This window comes from Mesorhizobium sp. M7A.F.Ca.CA.001.10.2.1, assembly GCF_003998575.1.
Taxonomy (GTDB): domain Bacteria; phylum Pseudomonadota; class Alphaproteobacteria; order Rhizobiales; family Rhizobiaceae; genus Mesorhizobium.
Genome location: NZ_RZQY01000087.1, coordinates 1 through 14,157 on the forward strand (window position 1 = coordinate 1; position 14,157 = coordinate 14,157).

General features: G+C 63.2%; 15 protein-coding genes and 1 pseudogene. 8 read left to right on the forward strand and 8 right to left on the reverse strand.

Annotated features, from left to right (window positions below):
* Nucleotides 1–2,333, reverse strand: a 2,333-nt coding sequence (glyS, locus tag EN964_RS08490; RefSeq protein WP_127276296.1) for a glycine--tRNA ligase subunit beta, incomplete at its 3' end; no start/stop codon positions are given.
* An 88-nt stretch (nucleotides 2,334–2,421) separates the two neighbouring features.
* On the opposite strand from glyS, the gene EN964_RS08495 reads away from it, so the two are divergent.
* Nucleotides 2,422–2,736 carry a hypothetical protein gene (locus EN964_RS08495; protein ID WP_127270002.1) on the forward strand — a complete coding sequence of 105 codons (315 nt, stop codon included), beginning with the start codon at nucleotides 2,422–2,424 and terminating at the stop codon, nucleotides 2,734–2,736.
* A 3-nt stretch (nucleotides 2,737–2,739) separates the two neighbouring features.
* Here EN964_RS08495 and EN964_RS08500 read toward each other — a convergent pair whose 3' ends face one another.
* Nucleotides 2,740–3,660 (reverse strand): glycine--tRNA ligase subunit alpha, encoded by a 921-nt coding sequence (locus tag EN964_RS08500; RefSeq protein WP_174800366.1) that lies wholly within the window; start codon nucleotides 3,658–3,660, stop codon nucleotides 2,740–2,742.
* A gap of 218 nt (nucleotides 3,661–3,878) precedes the next feature.
* On the opposite strand from EN964_RS08500, the gene EN964_RS08505 reads away from it, so the two are divergent.
* Complete coding sequence (locus EN964_RS08505; protein WP_127270006.1) at nucleotides 3,879–4,340, forward strand: GNAT family N-acetyltransferase; 462 nt, start codon at nucleotides 3,879–3,881, stop codon at nucleotides 4,338–4,340.
* Nucleotides 4,341–4,419: 79 nt separating this feature from the next.
* On the opposite strand, the gene EN964_RS08510 is transcribed toward EN964_RS08505, so the two are convergent.
* The 5 genes from EN964_RS08510 to EN964_RS08530 all read right to left on the reverse strand — a co-directional run bounded on the left by EN964_RS08510 (nucleotide 4,420) and on the right by EN964_RS08530 (nucleotide 8,941).
* Complete coding sequence (locus EN964_RS08510; RefSeq protein WP_127272281.1) at nucleotides 4,420–6,195, reverse strand: tetratricopeptide repeat protein; 1,776 nt, start codon at nucleotides 6,193–6,195, stop codon at nucleotides 4,420–4,422.
* 257 nt (nucleotides 6,196–6,452) lie between these two features.
* Nucleotides 6,453–6,896 carry a DUF1284 domain-containing protein gene (locus EN964_RS08515; RefSeq protein WP_127268973.1) on the reverse strand — a complete coding sequence of 148 codons (444 nt, stop codon included), beginning with the start codon at nucleotides 6,894–6,896 and terminating at the stop codon, nucleotides 6,453–6,455.
* Entirely contained in the window at nucleotides 6,893–7,486 is a 594-nt protein-coding gene (locus EN964_RS08520; RefSeq protein ID WP_127268974.1) for a biotin transporter BioY, read from the reverse strand. The genes EN964_RS08515 and EN964_RS08520 overlap by 4 nt, the downstream gene beginning before the upstream one ends.
* Nucleotides 7,487–7,593: 107 nt before the next feature.
* Complete coding sequence (locus EN964_RS08525) at nucleotides 7,594–8,262, reverse strand: GntR family transcriptional regulator (RefSeq protein ID WP_127272279.1); 669 nt, start codon at nucleotides 8,260–8,262, stop codon at nucleotides 7,594–7,596.
* Nucleotides 8,263–8,338: 76 nt separating this feature from the next.
* Nucleotides 8,339–8,941 (reverse strand): TetR/AcrR family transcriptional regulator, encoded by a 603-nt coding sequence (locus EN964_RS08530; protein ID WP_127268976.1) that lies wholly within the window; start codon nucleotides 8,939–8,941, stop codon nucleotides 8,339–8,341.
* Between the two features lie 100 nt (nucleotides 8,942–9,041).
* Between EN964_RS08530 and EN964_RS08535 the strand changes: the two genes are divergently transcribed.
* On the forward strand, nucleotides 9,042–10,493 hold the full coding sequence (locus EN964_RS08535) for an MFS transporter (RefSeq protein ID WP_127268977.1): 1,452 nt from the start codon (nucleotides 9,042–9,044) through the stop codon (nucleotides 10,491–10,493).
* Nucleotides 10,494–10,499: 6 nt separating this feature from the next.
* Here the strand turns inward: EN964_RS08535 and EN964_RS08540 are convergent, their stop codons facing one another.
* On the reverse strand, nucleotides 10,500–11,516 hold the full coding sequence (locus tag EN964_RS08540; protein ID WP_127272280.1) for a polyprenyl synthetase family protein: 1,017 nt from the start codon (nucleotides 11,514–11,516) through the stop codon (nucleotides 10,500–10,502).
* 203 nt (nucleotides 11,517–11,719) lie between these two features.
* On the opposite strand from EN964_RS08540, the gene EN964_RS08545 reads away from it, so the two are divergent.
* From EN964_RS08545 to EN964_RS08565, 5 genes and pseudogenes are all read left to right on the forward strand, one after another.
* Nucleotides 11,720–11,944, forward strand: coding sequence for a DUF2007 domain-containing protein (locus EN964_RS08545; protein WP_063167652.1), 225 nt, complete (start codon nucleotides 11,720–11,722; stop codon nucleotides 11,942–11,944).
* Nucleotides 11,944–12,741 carry a tRNA1(Val) (adenine(37)-N6)-methyltransferase gene (locus EN964_RS08550; RefSeq protein WP_127272009.1) on the forward strand — a complete coding sequence of 266 codons (798 nt, stop codon included), beginning with the start codon at nucleotides 11,944–11,946 and terminating at the stop codon, nucleotides 12,739–12,741. The genes EN964_RS08545 and EN964_RS08550 overlap by 1 nt, the downstream gene beginning before the upstream one ends.
* Nucleotides 12,742–12,820: 79 nt before the next feature.
* Nucleotides 12,821–13,684 carry a S49 family peptidase gene (locus tag EN964_RS08555; protein ID WP_127272776.1) on the forward strand — a complete coding sequence of 288 codons (864 nt, stop codon included), beginning with the start codon at nucleotides 12,821–12,823 and terminating at the stop codon, nucleotides 13,682–13,684.
* Between the two features lie 128 nt (nucleotides 13,685–13,812).
* Nucleotides 13,813–13,998, forward strand: a complete 186-nt coding sequence (locus tag EN964_RS08560; RefSeq protein ID WP_023808667.1) for a membrane protein — start codon at nucleotides 13,813–13,815, stop codon at nucleotides 13,996–13,998.
* Between the two features lie 26 nt (nucleotides 13,999–14,024).
* Nucleotides 14,025–14,157: pseudogene (locus tag EN964_RS08565) on the forward strand (4-(cytidine 5'-diphospho)-2-C-methyl-D-erythritol kinase); the annotation flags it as partial.

The following is a 14,157-nucleotide window of genomic DNA, read 5'->3' on the forward strand; positions in this document are numbered from 1 at the left end:
GCCTGATCCTCATCGTTTACGAGAACATGCTCAAAGAATGAATCAACCGGTTCGCGCAACACGCTAAGCGCCAGCAGGGCGCCGGAAAAGTCATCGTTTTGAATCGCTTCGCCGGCTTGCTTCTCAGCCTGATTCACCGCCGCAAACAGCGATTTCTCGGCATCCTCGCGAAACAGCGCCGGCTCAACGGTTTCGGCGACCGCCGTTTTCTTCTTCTCCTCGGCGGCCAGAATGTTGGCCGCACGCTTGGTGCCGGCGAGCAGGTTCTTACCGTCCTCCGTATCGAGGAAGGAGCCCAGCGCCTCGACCCTGCGCACGATCTGCAGGAGATCGTCGTTCGGCGATTGGCCAATCTCCCCCCTTGTGGGGGAGATGCCCGGCAGGGCAGAGGGGGGCGCTTCGCGCTGAGAGGTCGGCGGGATAGCGCCCCCCTCTGTCGGCTTCGCCGACATCTCCCCCTCTAGGGGGGAGATGGGGCGCGAACCTGCCGCCAACACCGCATCGATGAGATCATGCCGTGCGCCCTGGTCACGGAGATAGACCTTCAGGCGGTCGTGGAAGAAGGAGAGGAGGTCGGAAGCCGTCCCGACAATGGATATCAGCGCCAGTCGAATATTATTCTCGACCAATATTCTAACAACCCCGAGCGCGGCCCGCCGCAACGCATAAGGGTCCTTCGACCCTGTCGGCTTTTCGTCGATCGCCCAGAAGCCGACCAGTGTATCCAGCTTGTCGGCGAGCGCGACAGCGACCGACACCAGATCGCTCGGTACGCGATCGGACGGGCCCTGCGGCTTGTAGTGTTCCTCCGCTGCAGCGGCGACCGATGCATGCTCGCCCTGAAGCAGCGCATATTTGCGGCCCATTGCGCCCTGCAGTTCCGGAAACTCGCCGACGACTTCGGTGGTGAGATCGGCCTTGGCCAAGACGGCGGCACGACCTGCGAGCGCGATAATCTCCCCCCTCGAGGGGGAGATGTCGCCGAAGGCGACAGAGGGGGTCGGCACGACCGGATGCGACGCCCCATCGCGGTCAGAGGACGCCGGCGCTTCACGCGCGGCGACCCCCTCTGGCCTGCCGGCCATCTCCTCCTCAAGGGGGGAGATTGACTGCGCCACGATCGGCGCCAGTTCTTCCGCCAATCGCTTGATCCGCTCCACCCGTTCGCCCTGCGTGCCGAGCTTGGCGTGGAAAGTCACGCCGAGATGGTCGAGCCGGGCCATGCGCTGGTCGAGCGGCTTCTTGAGATCAAGCCCGAATTTTTCCGCCGATGCCTCGAGCTCAGCCAGGTCAGGCAAATCGCCCTGGTCGGTCGTCCAGAAATAAAGCGCGTCGGACAGGCGGGCGCGCACCACCTTGCCGTTGCCGTGGGCGATCTCCTTGCCGCCATCCTTCGCTTCGATATTGGCTGTGAGGATGAAGCGGCTGGAAAGCGCGTCGTCGACACCCTGCGGCCGCGTCACAAAGCACTTCTGGTTGGCGCGGATGGTCAGTCGGATCACTTCGGCTGGAATGGCCAGGAATGCCTCCTCGAACTCGCCCATCAGCACGACAGGCCATTCGACCAGCCCGGACACCTCCTCCAGCAGCCCTTCGTCCTCGACCAGATCAAGCCCGTTGGCGAAGGCTAGATTGCGGGCGTCGGCAAGGATGATCTCCTTGCGCCGATCAGCATCGAGCACGACCTTGGCCGCTTCCAGCTTGGAAACATAGTCGTCGAAGCGGCGCACCGTGATGGCGTCAGGCGCATGGAAGCGGTGGCCGTAGGTGGTGTTGCCGGAGCGGATGCCGTCGATCTCGAAATCGACCACGACAGGCTCCTCTGTCTCCGGGCCGAAGGTGCACAGGATCGATTGCAGCGGGCGCACCCAGCGCAGCGAGCCTGGCTTGGCCGAGGCCGGTCCCCAGCGCATCGATTTCGTCCACGGGAAATTGCGGATGATGCCCGGCACCAGTTCGGCGATGATCTCTTCCGCCGCCCTGCCCGGCCTCGAAATGTGGGCGACATAAAAATCGCCCTTCTTCGGATCGGAATGGACATGGGCCTCGGCGATCGAGGAAAGTCCGGCCTTGCGCAGGAACCCCTGGACCGCCTGTTCAGGCGCCGATGTCGAAGGCCCCTTGATCTCTTCGCTTATATCTTTCGAGCGCGCGGTGAGGCCCCTGATATCGAGCGTCAGCCGGCGTGGCGTCCAGTACTCGCGCGCCGCTTCATAGGTCAGCCCCGCCTCGACCAGGCCGTCGGTCAGCATCTTCCTGAGATCACCCGCCGCCTTGCGCTGCATGCGGGCAGGAATCTCTTCCGAGCGGAGTTCTAGAAGCAGGTCAGGCATGGATGGGGCTCACGCGGCAAAATGGTCCGGGCGGGGGCATAGCAACTCGGCTGGCCGCTGTCACCCTTTCCGCGCGGGGATCGCCGATTTGCGCCCGTTTCCAGAAATTTTGGCCGCCCTGTCGGGACAAGACCGCGCCACCCGTCCTTGGATCAAAGATTTCCATGAACCGAACGCAGCGCTGAAGCGACCCACGCTCAGGCAGGAAACTATTGGCTCAACGACCATGAAAACGGCATCCAGACTTCTGCAGATCCTCGCGCTCGGCGCCTGCTTCACGGCGCAGGCTCACGGTGCCTTCTCGATGCCGGGCGTTCGACAGGCATTGCGCACGATCGACGGTGCCGGCGGTCAGGCCGTACCGCCGATCAACGTTTCCCTCGAGATGATGAAGCGGGCCTGAAGCTCAGGCCGCCAAGCCACCCGCCTGCGTCTTCAAAAACGCTTCGCCGCAGGCCTTGGCCAGATTGCGCACCCGCAGGATGTAGCTCTGCCGCTCGGTGACCGAAATCACGCCGCGTGCGTCGAGCAGGTTGAAGACATGGCTGGCCTTGATGCACTGGTCGTAGGCCGGGAAAACCATGCGGTGCATCGGCAGATTGTCGTTCGATGCCGGCGCGCCGGCGTCGAGCAGCGCCTTGCACTCGGCCTCGGCGTCCTCGAAGTGGCGCAGAAGCATCGCCGTGTTGGCGTGTTCGAAGTTGTGGCGCGAATATTCCTGCTCGGCCTGCAGGAAGACATCGCCATAGGTGACCTTGTCGGCGCCTTCGCGGCCGTTGAAATTGAGGTCGTAGACATTGTCGACGCCCTGCACATACATGGCCAGCCGCTCCAGCCCGTAGGTGAGTTCGCCGGCCACCGGCGCGCATTCGATGCCGCAGACCTGCTGGAAGTAGGTGAACTGCGAGACTTCCATGCCGTCGCACCAGCATTCCCAGCCGAGACCCCAGGCGCCCAGCGTCGGGCTTTCCCAATCATCCTCGACGAAGCGGATGTCGTGCAGCAGCGGATCGACGCCGATCGCCGCCAGCGAGCCGAGATAGAGTTCCTGCAAATTGGGCGGGTTCGGCTTCAGGATCACCTGGTACTGGTAATAATGCTGCAGCCGGTTCGGGTTCTCGCCATAACGCCCGTCCTTGGGGCGGCGCGAGGGCTGGACATAGGCAGCGTTCCAGCGTTTTGGGCCGAGCGCGCGCAGCGTCGTTGCCGGATGAAAGGTGCCGGCGCCGACTTCCATGTCGTAGGGTTGCAGGATGACGCAGCCATAGGCCGCCCAATAGTTGTGCAAGGTCAGGATCAGCCCCTGGAACGAGCGGCTGGGATGCATATGGGCGGGGATTTCAATTGTCACGGATGGCCTCGACAGCACAGGCTAGCTTGCCGGCACGTCCTAGAGACCCAACAGCAAAGCGTCAAGCAAAGCACGCCGATGCGGTCACCCCGACATTATGGACAATGTTGAAAGCTTTGCAGGGGCTGGCCCATTGCCCATCTCTGGGGCCTGCGCTCTGTTCGCCTGTGCAGCAACGACAACAGGTTTCAGCCATGCCCAGCCCGATCGTCATCCGCCCTGTCACGCGACAGGATTTCGAGCAATGGCTGCCGCTGTGGGACGGCTACAATGCATTTTATGGCCGCTCGGGTGAAACGGCCCTGCCGGGTGAGATCACCCAGATGACATGGTCTCGTTTCTTCGATGCCTATGAGCCGGTCCACGCGCTGGTGGCCGAAGGCGAGGGACAGCTTCTCGGCCTCGTGCACTATCTCTTCCATCGCAGCACCACGGCGATCGCGCCGAATTGCTATCTGCAGGACCTTTTCACCACGCAGGCCTCGCGTGGCAAAGGCATCGGACGGGCGCTGATCGAGCGCGTTTACGAGCGCGCGCAGGCGGCCGGCTCAGGCCGGGTATACTGGCTGACGCATGAGACCAATCACACGGCGATGAAGCTTTACGACAAGGTCGCCGAACACTCCGGCTTCGTCGTCTATCGCAAGCTCTTCTGAGGCAGCCAGCCGAATCCGGTTCAAACGAAAACGGGACTCCGAAAAGAGCCCCGTTTGCATTGAATTCAAATGGCGAACTTCACCCTTTCGGGGCGGGCACCGGCTCTGGCTTGACCTTCGGGGTTTCCTGCGCCGTGTTGGACTCGATCGGCGGCAGGCCCTTCATCAGCTTCTGCTGCAATTTGGCCAGCACATCGGGGTCCGGCTTCAGGTCGCGAGCCTGGTTCCACTGGAAGGTGGCTTCCAGCTTGCGGCCGACGCGCCAGTAGGCGTCGCCGAGGTGATCGTTGAGAACCGGATCTTCCGGCTTCAGCGACACGGCGCGTTCCATTTCGCGCACCGCGTCATCGAACCTGCCGAGGCGGAAATAGGCCCAACCCAGCGAATCGACGATGTAACCGTCGCTCGGCCTGAGGTCGACGGCCTTTTGAATCATCGCCAGGCCTTCCTTGAGGTTCATGTTCATGTCGACCCAGGAATAGCCGAGATAGTTCAGCACCTGCGGCTGGTCGGGGAACAGTTCCAGCGCCTTGCGGAAGTTCGGCTCGGCCTTGGGCCATTCCTTCAGACGCTCATAAGCGATGCCGCGCTGGTAGAAGATGTTCCAGTTGGCCGCGGTCGGCGCCTTCAGCACCTCGACGGCCTTATCGTAGAGAGTGGCGGCCGAACGGAAATCGTCCTTCGAGGAATAGACGCCGCCGAGCGCCAGATAGGCGCGCATGTCATTGGGATGGGCGTCGACCAAGGCTTTCAGATGGGTGATCGCTTCTTCGTGACGGTCGAGATCGGCAAGATTGAGGCCGAGTTGCAGGTCCGAAAGCTCCTTCAGCGGCGAAGCGGCGGGAATCCGGCGATAGAGCGCGATGGCACCTTCGCCGTCCTTCAATTGCTCGGACACGGCGGCGAGTTGCACAAGGGCAGCGTCGCTGTCAGGCTTCAAAGCAAGCGCATATTGCAGATAGAGGCGCACGAACGGCTCGCCGCCGCCACGGTTGAGCGCGGTGGCGAGGTCGAGCAGGATTTCGGAGGCGCCATCGGATGGGCCGGCAACCAGCGGCGCAATCTTGTCGCCTTTTGCAATTCGGTCGCGCAAGGCGACGATTTCCAGCTTGCCCGGCGAAAACGCCTCGGCTTGGTCGAGCACCGACAGCGCCTTGGTCTTGTCGCCCTTGCGGACCAGGAACGAGGCGTAGGCCTGGGCGTTGCGCATCCAGGTTTCGGGAGCAGCACCGCCGGCGGCGGTATCCTGCATGGTCGCGGCATAGATCGCCTCGGCCTTTTCGGGCATGCCGGATGCATCAGCGATCAGGGCGCGGTGGAACGACTTGAACAGGCCGAACCAATCCGGCCCCTGCAGCTTGTCGATGGACGCCATCGCATCGGCAGGCTCGCCGGCGCCTTGCTGCGCCCAGCCGGACATCACGCCGGAGATCAACCGGTCGAGATCGGATTCCAGCGACAGCTTGAGCCAGTACTGCGCCTTGGTGAAATCCTTCTTGTGGAAGGAATCGACGGCGAGCGCCAAGCGCGAGAAACGCTCGACGTCAGGCACTTCCTTGAGCTTGTCGGCATAGACCAGGGATTCGTCGAAGCGCCCTTGCGCGATCAGCGACAGCATCAGGCTCTGCTGCAGGCCGGTGTCGCTCGGGTCGAAGGCCAATGCTTGCTTGTAGTAGGCGATGGCCCTGTCGAGGTCGTTGTCGCCCTCGGCGACCCGGGCCGCCAGATAAGCGCCCGAAAACGACGTGATCTTGACCGGTTCGGTGGTTTGCTTGGCATAGGCCGGCAAAGCCGAGATCGCCATGCCGGTCACAATTGCCAGCCTTGTCAGCCAGCGCGCACGTCCTTGCCGCATCATATCCCTTTCAGCCAGGCGCCATCTCCGCATCAGCGGGATCGGCGTAGACTCGATCTTTCCAGGCAAAGCATGGCCTTTTTGGGGTCGCGCTTCAATCCGCCTCGAATTCACAATCCGGGCACCCGATTAACAAATCATGGCGACAGGCACCAGTTTTCCGGTCTTGAATTTCGGTGTTGGCCCTGCGCGGCGCCGAAGATATCGCAGATTCGACCCTTGAGCTCGGCTTCGACCGCTAAGGCTCGGGGCCAATATCAACCCTCGGCTGGCGCGGCGGACCGCTGCACCAGCGTGTCGCTGTATCCACCGGCCGCTATCGTGCTGCACAGTTCGTTCCATTCGCAGCCGCCGCAGGCCTTGCGTACAAGGCCAGCCGAAAACGCCTGCCGCATCCGGGCCAAGGTCCCCGTGTCGAGATCGAGGTGGGTGCCGACCCGGATTGGCCGCGCCAGCAATTCTCCTACATCCAGCGCGGCGAGCCGGTCCCGCTCGACGACGCTCTCGTTGAGGCAGTGAGGTTCCGGCTCGTCGAGCAATGGAGCGCAGACATCGTCGGGGCCGGAAACGAGGAGGATGTCCTCGCCCCGGCTCAGGCGCTCCGCGACGCGATCATAATTGGCGGTGAAGGCGGGGCTGTATCCCTTGCCCACATAGGTGAGCGGGCAAAGGAGATGATGGGCGCGCAGCTTGATCGTCACGGATTGGCCGGCTTGGCCTTGCCGCCGGGAAAGGCCATGAGGGTCGCGGCACCCAGCGCTGACTTGAGCAAGCCGCCGACGATGAACGGCAGGAAGCCGAAGGTAACGGCCTGTTCGGCTCCAATCATGACGGCAAGCCATGCTGTGCCCAGCACAAGGCAGGCAAGGTTGCCAAGCAGCATGGCGACAAAGGCAAGCATCACCCTTTTGCCGTTCCAGCCGCGTTCTGCTAGCCAGCCGACCAAGGCGCCGACAAGCGGGAAGGCGAAGAGATAGCCACCCGTCGGCCCGACGAAATGCGCCGCACCCGCTGCCCCTCCGGACAGAACCGGAAAGCCGACCGCACCCTCGACCAGCCAGGCGACGATGGTGAGCGCGCCAAGCCGCCAGCCATAGAGCGCGCCGATCAGGGTCACGGCAAAGGTCTGCATGTTTACCGGGACCGGCACCATCGGCACCTCGATATAGGACGCCAGCGCCAGGAACAGGGTGCCAAGCACGACGGCTCCAACCTGCCAGGCAAGAGAACGATCCTGGAGCCGGAGCGGACTGAACGACGGCTTGCCGGGGGAGAATGCGACGTCTGTCATTGGGATTCCTTTGATCGATTGAAAATTATAGATAATTTCTCTTTCCGATCTATTATCGAATCCACACTTCCCTGGAGATTGCAAGCCCTGGCTTTGGCGGAGGCCGACTAACCTACGATGGCAAAAGCTTCGCGCGTCGTCCCGGAGGCCGTCCTGACCGGCTTGCGGCCAATCCATTGGACGTGCCGCCCCAGTGTGACGGCCGCGGATTCGGTGTTTCCCTGCCGCAAGGCGGAGAGGATCGCGCGATGGTCCTGATCGGTGCGCGTCTCCCACTCCGACCGCCATGCCGCGAACAGGAAACGGGCGCTTGCCGCGTGCAGATCGTCGATGGTCGCGAGCAGGCGCGGCATGCCGCATGGCGACAGGATCAAGCGGTGGAAGGCGCGGTTGGCCTCTTCCCACGACCTGACATCGCGGGACTTGTCGCCGGCCTTGGTCGCCTCCTCGGCGAGATCGAGAATGGCCGATGTCAGGTGCGGCGCGGCGTGGCGCAGCGCCAGCACCTCAAGGGCGGCGCGCATTTCGGCGACCTCCTTGACCTCGCCCAGATCGAAAGACGCGACGCGCACGCCGCGCCGCGGCTCGCCGATGGCCAGCCCTTGCGCCTCCAGACGCCGGAAGGCCTCGCGCACGGGAACATGGCTGGTTTGGAATTCCTCGGCGATATGATCCTGCCGAAGCCTGGCCCCCGGCTCGATCGCGCCGGATATGATGCGGTCCGCCAGAACCTTGCTGATGCGCACCGCGATGGTGTCGTCTGTGCCCTTTGCCATGTTTTATAGATAATTTGCGGCAGGGCAGCTTGTCGAGACAATTGCAGTCGAAATCGCGAGGCGCCAGAAGCAAGACTCAAGGCTGTGAGACGAAACCGTCGAGCGCAGGCATCGCCACGGTGACCAGGTCATGCAGCCGCTTCTTCGGCACCCCGTCGCGCGCCTGCACTGAGAGGCCAAACAACAGCGTGGTGTAGTAGTCGCCAAGCGCTTCCGGATCGGTATCCGGCTTGAGGTCGCCGTCGCGAACACCCTTTCTCAGGCGCTCCACAATCAATGCATTGCGCGCCAGTCGGCGCTCGGCCAGCCAATGCAGCACGCCGTCATTTTCGGTAGCGCAGTTGGTGGCGGCCGAGACAACCATGCAGCCCTTCGGCAGATCCGGCCTTGTGTAGATATCGATCGCATCGCGCAGCAGCCGCTCGACAAACCGCCGAGCGGTTGGTTCTTCGGCAAGGGCACCGGTGGCGAAGCTTCCTTCGCTGGTTTCGTAGAGAACAACGGCTTCGCGAAACAGATCCTCCTTCGAGCCAAAGGCGGCATAGATGCGCGCCGAGGCCAGGCCAAGCATGGAGACGAGGTCGGCCATCGAGGTGCCCTCGTAGCCGCGCATCCAGAAGGCATCGCGCGCTTTCTGCAGAGCCTGGGCTCTGTCGAACTCCCTTGGCCGTCCCGCCATCGCAACCTCCATTTCTTTATCGATCCACAAATAATCCGCTTGACTCAAGATTGCAAATTCAATTCTTTGTCGATCGATAAAGAATCGAAAGGAGACTGGCATGAGTTCACTCGATCAAGGGCTGCCATTCGGCGCCACTGCGACACAGGGAGGGATTGGCGCGAAGCGCGGCGCCACGCTGGCATTGCTCGCCTTCGCCCAGCTTATCATCGCTCTCGACATCAACATCGTCTTCGTGGCGCTGCCCGAAATCGGGGCTGGGCTGGGCTTTTCCGGCCAGACCTTGCAATGGGTGGTGAGCGCCTACACCGTGTTTACCGGCGGTTTTCTGCTGTTCGGCGGCCGCGCCGCCGACCTTATCGGTCAGCGCCGCATCTTCATCTTCGCGCTCTGGCTCTATGCGCTTTCGTCGCTGGTCGGCGGCCTCGCCTGGTCGCCGGAAATCATCATCGCTGCGCGTGCCGTGCAAGGCATCGGCGGCGCTTTCCTGTTCCCGGCGACGCTCTCGCTGATCAACCGCCTGTTTGCCGAAGGACCGGAACGCAACAGGGCGCTGGCGGTGTGGGGCGGTGCCGGCGCGAGCGGCCTTACCCTTGGCTCACTGGCCGGTGGAATCCTGACAGGCGCCTTCGGCTGGTCGTCGGTCTTCTACGTCAATGTGCTGCTGGCTGGCATCGCCATCATCGCCGCATTTGCCATCATTCCGCGCGATCCCAAGCGGCACCAGCACCGCAACTTCGATCTGCCGGGCGCGCTGACCGTCACCGCAGGCGCCACATTGCTGGTCTTCACGCTGGTCCAGGGACCTGAATATGGCTGGGGTTCGCCAGCGATCATCGCCAGCGCCGCACTGGCAGCGATCTTCATTATCGCCTTCGCGCTGATTGAGGCGAAGAGCGCTGACCCGCTGATGCCGCTGCGGCTGTTCCGCAATCGCAGCCTCGTCGCCGGCATGACGATCACCTTCCTGTTCATGGGAACGTTCGGAGCCCTGCCCTATTTCCTGACCGTGCTGTTGCAGACCGTACATGGCTTCACCGCCCTGCAAACAGGCCTGGCGTTCCTGGTGCCGTCGATCGCCATCGCCGCCGGCACGCAGCTCGGTGAGCGCCTGGCGACGCGCTTTTCTACACGCTCGACCCTGGTCGGCGGCATGATAGTCGGCGCAGCCGGCACAGCGCTGATGGTCCTTGGAGCATCAGCCGACAGCAGCTATGCCGCCATCGTTCCCGGCCTGATCATCTCCGGTGTCGGACAGGGCATCGTCTGGACCGCCATGTGGATCGCGGCCGCGTCGGGCGTGGCACACGACGAACAGGGCGTTGCCTCGGGAATGGCCTGCACGACGCTCAACATCGGCAACGCGATCGGCATGGCGACATTGATCGCGATCGCCAACAGCCATGTCGGCGGATTGACTGGCGATGCACTGAAGGCCGCGATCGCCGACGGCATACAGATCGCCTTCTGGCTGGCGGCGGCGGGCATCTTTGTCAGCCTGCTGGCCGCGTTCGCTTTGCCGGGAAAGGCGAAGCAGCGGGCAACCGGGTGACGCCGCTCAGTTCACCCGGCTGATGCAGAAATCGATGACGTCGATCAGCGCCGATTTCTGCGGCGTCGCTTCCAGCGGCGCCAGCGCGTCGCGGGCGATCTCGCCGAAATGGCGGGCTCGTCCGATCGTGTCGGCGATGGCGCCATGGCGAGTCATCAGGCCGATCGCCTTTTCCAGGCCGGCGTCATCGGTGACATTGTCCTCGATGGCACGCTTCCAGAAAGTGCGCTCGGCCTTCGTGCCCCGCCGATAGGCGAGAATGACCGGCAAGGTCACCTTGCCTTCGCGGAAATCGTCGCCGACATTCTTGCCGAGATCCTTGCTGGTGCCGCCATAGTCCAGCGCGTCATCGATCAGCTGGAAGGCAAGGCCGAGATTCATGCCGTAGGAGCGCAGCGCCGCACGATCGTTGCGGGTCGCCTGGGCAATGACGGGCCCTACCTCGGCAGCAGCCGAAAAAAGTGCGGCGGTCTTGGCCTTGATGACGGCGAAATGCTCGTCCTCGGTGGTTTCGAGGTTCTTGGCGGCGGCAAGCTGCATAACCTCGCCCTCGGCGATGATCGAGGCAGCACTCGACAGGATATCGAGCGCTTCGAGCGAGCCGACATCGACCATCATGCGGAAAGCCTGGCCGAGCAGGAAGTCGCCGACCAGCACGCTTGCCTGGTTGCCCCAGATCATGCGGGCGGTCTTCTTGCCGCGCCGCATGCCGCTCTCGTCGACGACATCGTCGTGCAGCAGCGTCGCCGTGTGCATGAATTCGACGGAGGTGGCGAGCTTGACGTGGCCCTCGCCGGCATAGCCGAACATCTGCGCGGCGGCGAGCGTCAGCATCGGCCGCAGCCGTTTGCCGCCGGACGAGATCAGATGATTGGCGACCTCCGGGATCATCTCGACGTCGGAGCCGGCCTTGGACAGGATCAATTCATTGACGCGCCCCATATCGGCGGCAGTCAGATCGATCAGATCCTTGATGGAGGCGGGCTCCCGCTTCCCGTTTTCGATGTTGAGAACGACACCCACGACAATCACTCCCGTCTTGGTATAGAGCGTGCGACGGCACCCTTAGTCCCTGCATGGACTCTAGGGCGGCGGACATGGCCACGGCAAGTGGCGAATTGGCGCGGCGTCGATGACGGAATGTCAACGACCACAGAGGGAACGGGGCTCTGCCTCGGAATCCCCTGCCCGTTTACATCAATAGCGCAAACTGCGAGTTTCATACGATGATAGAACTTGTCCGCACCAACGATGCCGTGATCATCTCCTTTGTGGAATCGCTGATGCGCGACGCCGGCATCGCCTGCTTTGTCGCCGATCAGAATATGAGCATTCTCGAAGGATCGATCGGTCTTTTGCAGAAACGCGTCATGGTCGACGCCGACCAGGCCGACGCGGCACGGCGCATCCTCAGGGATGCCGGCATCGCCAACGAGATCCGCGGAAAATAATGCCCGCCGCGCCCGCCCTTGTTCCGGACACGCCGGCCCATACGGTCGACGCCTTCCATCGCGGCCGGTTCTGGCTCGTCCAGCCCAAGCAGGGCGGCCATCGCGCCGGCATGGATGCGATGATGCTGGCGGCATCCGTGCCATCGACCTTTGGCGGGCGCCTGGCCGATTTCGGCGCGGGAGCCGGAGCTGCCGGACTGGCGGTGCTGTCACGCTGCCCGGCGGCAGAGGCGGTGCTTGTCGAACGCGCGCCGGAAATGGCGGCCTTCGCGGCGGCGACGCTTGCCCATCCCGGCAATGCCCATCTGAGCGATCGCGCCTCCGTGCTGGTCGCCAATGTCACCGTATCGGGCCGGGCGCGGGCGGCCGCCGGCCTCGCCGACAACGACTTCGACTTCGTCATCATGAACCCGCCTTTCAATGCCCCCCGGGACCGCGCCACATCGGATCGCCTGCGAAAGGAAGCCCATGTCATGGAGGACGGGCTGTTCGAGAGCTGGATCAGAAGTGCGGCGGCGGTGGTGAGGCCGCGCGGCGGGCTCGCCGTAATCGCCCGGCCCGAACAGCTCGGCGCCATTCTCGATGCGATCGCCGGCCGCTTCGGCGATGCCGAGATGCTCGCCGTCCACCCTCGTCCCGATGCGGCGGCGATCCGCATCGTCGTGCGGGCAGCGCTCGGGGCGCGGGGAAAGCTTGCCATACGCCCGCCCCTAATGCTCCACACGCAGTCAGGCAACGGCCCCGACGAGCGCAGCGAAATGATCACCAACGGCCTCGCCTCGCTGTTCGGAGATTGAGCTATTCTGCCCGGCGACATTGCCGTTGGCCGGGAAATCCCTACATGCCTGCAACCCACCGACCGGAGACCGCGCCCTCGTGAAACGCCTTATCAACCGCCTGCTGCCGAAATCCTGGCGCTCCACCGTCGTCACCATTCCGGTGATCCGGCTGCACGGCACCATCATGGCAGGCGGTGGCCAGTTTCGGCCGAGCCTGTCGCTGGCTTCCACCGCCGGCCTCATCGAGAAGGCGTTCTCCTACGACGCGCCGGCGGTCGCCATCTCGATCAATTCGCCGGGCGGCTCGCCGGTGCAGTCTCGGCTGATCTTCAAGCGCATCCGTGACCTGGCCACGGAAAAGAACAAAAAGGTACTGGTCTTCGTCGAGGATGTCGCGGCGTCGGGCGGCTACATGATCGCGGTCGCCGGTGACGAGATCTTCGCCGATCCGTCGTCCATCGTCGGTTCGATCGGCGTGGTATCGGCCTCGTTCGGCTTCCCTGAACTGATGAAAAAGATCGGTGTCGAGCGCCGTGTCCACACCGCCGGCCAGAACAAGGCGGTGCTCGATCCGTTCAAGCCCGAGAAGAAGGAAGATGTCGAACGGCTGAAGGCGCTGCAGCTCGAGGTGCACGCAACCTTCATCGACCTCGTCAAGGAGCGGCGCGGCACGAAACTGAAGGACGACCCGGACCTGTTCACCGGCCTGTTCTGGACCGGCATCAAGGGCCTCGAACTCGGTCTGGTCGATGCGCTCGGCGACATGCGCACTGTGCTCAAGACCCGTTTCGGGGCGAAAACCCAGCTCAGGCTGATCACGACACCGCGCGGTTTTCTTAGCCGCTTCGGCCTGTTCGGCTCAAGCAAGGGCTTTTCAGCGCCCGATATCGTAGCCGCTGCCGCCAGCGGCGTGATCGATGCGGCGGAAGAGCGCGCATTGTGGTCTCGCTTCGGGCTTTGAAAACCCGGCAAAACCGTCTAGCATGAGAGCTTGAGTTTCATGCATGTCGTGTCCCCAAAACCGGGTCGACATGCATCAACCGACCCGACCGGCCGCCTTCGCCGGCCCAGCGTGGGAGGAGTTTTGGCATGCCGCAGATCATTTTCTTCGCCGTCGTTGGCGTTGCCGCTTATTTCGGCTACCGCACCTTCATTAGGGAAGCCGAGCGCGTGACCGCCAAGGTGCGGCGCACAGAAAAGCAGACGGCCAACGGCGCGATCGGAACGCTGGTCAAGGATCCGAAGACCGGCGAATACCGACTGGCCAAGGACTGACCATCATTTCGCTTACATCAAACGCAGTGGACACCGCTTTCGGTGTGCGCACTTGGCCTGCGTACGCCAAAATCAATCTTGCGCTGCATGTCACCGGCAGGCGCCCTGACGGCTATCATCTGATAGAAAGCCTAGCGGTGTTCACGCGTTTTGGCGACA

Coding starts and splice junctions, on each gene's coding strand:
- EN964_RS08500 (WP_174800366.1), bottom strand. CDS start 3,660: ATGCATCCCAGCCGCTCGTTCCAGGGGCTGATCCTGACCTTGCACAAC.
- EN964_RS08505 (WP_127270006.1), top strand. CDS start 3,879: ATGCCCAGCCCGATCGTCATCCGCCCTGTCACGCGACAGGATTTCGAG.
- EN964_RS08510 (WP_127272281.1), bottom strand. CDS start 6,195: ATGCGGCAAGGACGTGCGCGCTGGCTGACAAGGCTGGCAATTGTGACC.
- EN964_RS08520 (WP_127268974.1), bottom strand. CDS start 7,486: ATGACAGACGTCGCATTCTCCCCCGGCAAGCCGTCGTTCAGTCCGCTC.
- EN964_RS08525 (WP_127272279.1), bottom strand. CDS start 8,262: ATGGCAAAGGGCACAGACGACACCATCGCGGTGCGCATCAGCAAGGTT.
- EN964_RS08530 (WP_127268976.1), bottom strand. CDS start 8,941: ATGGCGGGACGGCCAAGGGAGTTCGACAGAGCCCAGGCTCTGCAGAAA.
- EN964_RS08535 (WP_127268977.1), top strand. CDS start 9,042: ATGAGTTCACTCGATCAAGGGCTGCCATTCGGCGCCACTGCGACACAG.
- EN964_RS08545 (WP_063167652.1), top strand. CDS start 11,720: ATGATAGAACTTGTCCGCACCAACGATGCCGTGATCATCTCCTTTGTG.
- EN964_RS08550 (WP_127272009.1), top strand. CDS start 11,944: ATGCCCGCCGCGCCCGCCCTTGTTCCGGACACGCCGGCCCATACGGTC.
- EN964_RS08560 (WP_023808667.1), top strand. CDS start 13,813: ATGCCGCAGATCATTTTCTTCGCCGTCGTTGGCGTTGCCGCTTATTTC.